Origin of the sequence: Argonema antarcticum A004/B2 (assembly GCF_023333585.1) — a bacterium.
Classification (GTDB): Bacteria; Cyanobacteriota; Cyanobacteriia; order Cyanobacteriales; family Aerosakkonemataceae; genus Argonema; species Argonema antarcticum.
Genome location: NZ_JAIQZN010000209.1, coordinates 1 through 2,692 on the forward strand (window position 1 = coordinate 1; position 2,692 = coordinate 2,692).

At 45.4% G+C, this 2,692-nt stretch carries 3 protein-coding genes; 1 reads left to right on the top strand and 2 read right to left on the bottom strand.

What is annotated here, in order from left to right; genetic code table 11:
* Positions 1–186: EF-hand domain-containing protein (locus LAY57_RS35285; protein ID WP_249072110.1), on the bottom strand; the 186-nt coding region annotated here is incomplete at its 3' end.
* Between the two features lie 281 nt (positions 187–467).
* Here LAY57_RS35285 and LAY57_RS35290 point away from each other — a divergent pair.
* On the top strand, positions 468–785 hold the full coding sequence (locus tag LAY57_RS35290; protein WP_249072112.1) for a hypothetical protein: 318 nt from the start codon (positions 468–470) through the stop codon (positions 783–785).
* On the opposite strand, the gene LAY57_RS35295 is transcribed toward LAY57_RS35290, so the two are convergent.
* The gene (locus LAY57_RS35295; protein WP_249072114.1) at positions 752–2,515 is read right to left on the bottom strand and encodes a macro domain-containing protein; all 1,764 of its coding nucleotides are present in this window, start codon (positions 2,513–2,515) and stop codon (positions 752–754) included. The two genes, LAY57_RS35290 and LAY57_RS35295, sit on opposite strands and share 34 nt — an antisense overlap.
* Positions 2,516–2,692: the final 177 nt, after the last annotated feature.

The following is a 2,692-nucleotide window of genomic DNA, read 5'->3' on the forward strand; positions in this document are numbered from 1 at the left end:
AAAGCTGATACTACCGTTTCCATCTCCATACATAGCTAGCAATTGCTGGGGACTACTGATACCTGTTTCAGCCGAGATGACCGCACTTAAACCAGGGCTCAAAAAAAGCTCATGAATGGAGACTTTGCCGTCTTGATCGAGATCTAAGATATCAAAAAGAGATTGAAGTTCTTGCTCAGTTGCCATAAGTTTCTATTTGGATTGATATTCGAGTTTAATATATTTTAATTAAATAAACTTATATCCTTAGACATAGAAACGGGTATTAATACAGTTAAAACCAAAATATATCTCAAGAATGAAATTTAGTATGTCTTAAGAATGAAAGATTCTCTCTTCGCGAGAATGGGTTTCTCAAAATTAATCCCCCATAGCCGCCACAATCGCCTCGATGTCCCGCAGCGTGACTTTGGATTTTGGATTCTGCCGCCTGATGGTGTTGAGTAAGAAGGCGGCGTCGGGGGCGCTTGTCGCCCCCTCAACTGCTATCTACTCGAGCGTCCGAAATTGCCCAGCAGCCTTGGGGTTATGCGATTATTTATCCCCAATACTTCAGCGGGTGCAATGCCAGTCGTGGTCAGTACCAACAGGCAGAAGCCGGAGCTAGACAAAACAGATTGGCTTTTTGGAGCCAACCCAACCCGGTAGCGGCTTGGGATTTTCGATCGGGACGGCGAAACACTCAACCGCCAGCGGCTAGGCCAGCACCCACATCAGCACCTAGCCCTGCGGCTGGCACTGCGATCGTCTATTACCAGCCAGAAATTTTCAAGAATTCATTTTGAAAGCAACGATGAATTTCTGGCTCAAAACAAACAAAAACAATCGTCCCGATCGCGCTAGATCTTAAAAGAAAGCGACTGGTTTGGGCAAAAGCAATTGCAGCCGCAAGCTGGGCTGGAAAACCCATTGCTCCCGTCCCAATAGCTGGAAAAGCAATACTCCGCAGCGAATGCTGTAAAGCTAATTCCAAACAACGACGGTAACATTGTGCTAAGACCTGTTCCTCTCCATGAGAGCCACCGCGCCAAGGGGGACAAACTGTATGAATTACCCACGGCGTTGGCAAATTATAGCCCGGAGTAATTTTGGCATCGCCTTCCTCACAATCACCTAAACGGCGACATTCTGCCAAAAGTTCTGGCCCAGCAGCTAGGTGAATCGCACTGGATATGGCACCGGAATTGGATAGGTAGCGATCGCAGGAGTTAACGATCGCATCGACTCCTAAATCTTCAGTAATATTGCCCAAGACAGGGCCTTTGCGATAGCCGTATAAAAGGCTGACATGACCGCTACTGCGTTGACCACCACGACTATAGCTTTGATGAGTGGACATTTTGCGATATTTACTGTATTCTCGCTGTTTGAGTTGTGCTTCTAAGTCGGCGATTGCTTCCGCTTCTGGCGCACTCATGGGAAGATCGGGATTGTTTAATAACTGCTGTTTTGTTTGCTGCAATACTTGAGTAGCGCAATCGTAATCTCCTCCATCTACCAGTTTAACGGCTTCTTTTTTGGCGCGTGCTGTCATCATTAAAATCGCTTGCTGTCGTACTTCAGAATTGAACGTAAATTCCTCTAATTGTGCAGCAGTGACAACGGGTAAGCGCAATCCAACGCGGATTTTTTGCGCCTGTGGTTGTTCGGGGTCGTTCCAACTGAAGCGGAAATAACATAAATCTACTTCCTGTGTCATGGCTGGTACTTTCAGCCGCACGACTATATCAATTGGATTACCAATGATTAAATTAGGTAAGCGAAACCGACCATTTTGATCGACTTCTAATTGATTGATTACTTCAACCATTTCTACTTCACCTTGCGGCTCAATTCCCAAGGTGACATTGGTGCCAACTGTTGCCATTAAGCCAAGTAATTCTTGTTGAAAGATACTTGGCAATTGTTCAGGAGATTGGATGTAATAATAATTGCCATCGCCACTCCGCGCCATTGCTTCTAGTAAGTCTTCGTTGTAATCATCGCCAATTCCCATTGTGCTGGTACTGACACCTTGTTTGGTTAAACGGTTGACATCAGAGGCAATTACATCTGGATTGGTTTCACCTACATTGGCTAGTCCATCTGATAATAAAATGACTCGATTTAAATGTTCTGGCTTGAGGTGTTGGCTGACTTGAATTCCTCCTTGCACCCATCCGGCGTGCAGTGCGGTACTGTTACGAGGATGTATTGTTTGAATTTGGCGCAGAAGGTGGGATTTATGGGTGGCGAGGGTGCTAGGGATAAGGGTTTCAACCCGATCGTCATAAATCGTAATACTAACGCGATCGGTTGGTAACAACTGTTCGACTGCGTAACTAGCGGCAAGACGTGCGTATTCAATTTTTTGTCCGCCCATAGAACCAGAGCGATCGATTACTAAACCTAGATTAAGCAGGGGTCGCTCGATTTGTTTTTGTGGGTCAGGCGGCGTAATTCTGACTAAAACATCTAGAGTCGTTGAACGTTCGGAACAAATGGCTGCACGCAGAGGGATAAGCTGTATCTCCATATTTTACCTCTTTTATATCTGGCTATTTGAATGATAATAGTTTTGAAGCGAGCGCACTTATGCAGCTTGGTTCAAATTACTTACAGATTAACCCAAATCTCTGGGGGGGAGACAACTATAGCTCAAAGGTAGATTGGATAAGGGTTTCGGCTCGGCGACCTCGTTGATAATAAGGTC

Coding starts and splice junctions, on each gene's coding strand:
- LAY57_RS35295 (WP_249072114.1), bottom strand. CDS start 2,515: ATGGAGATACAGCTTATCCCTCTGCGTGCAGCCATTTGTTCCGAACGT.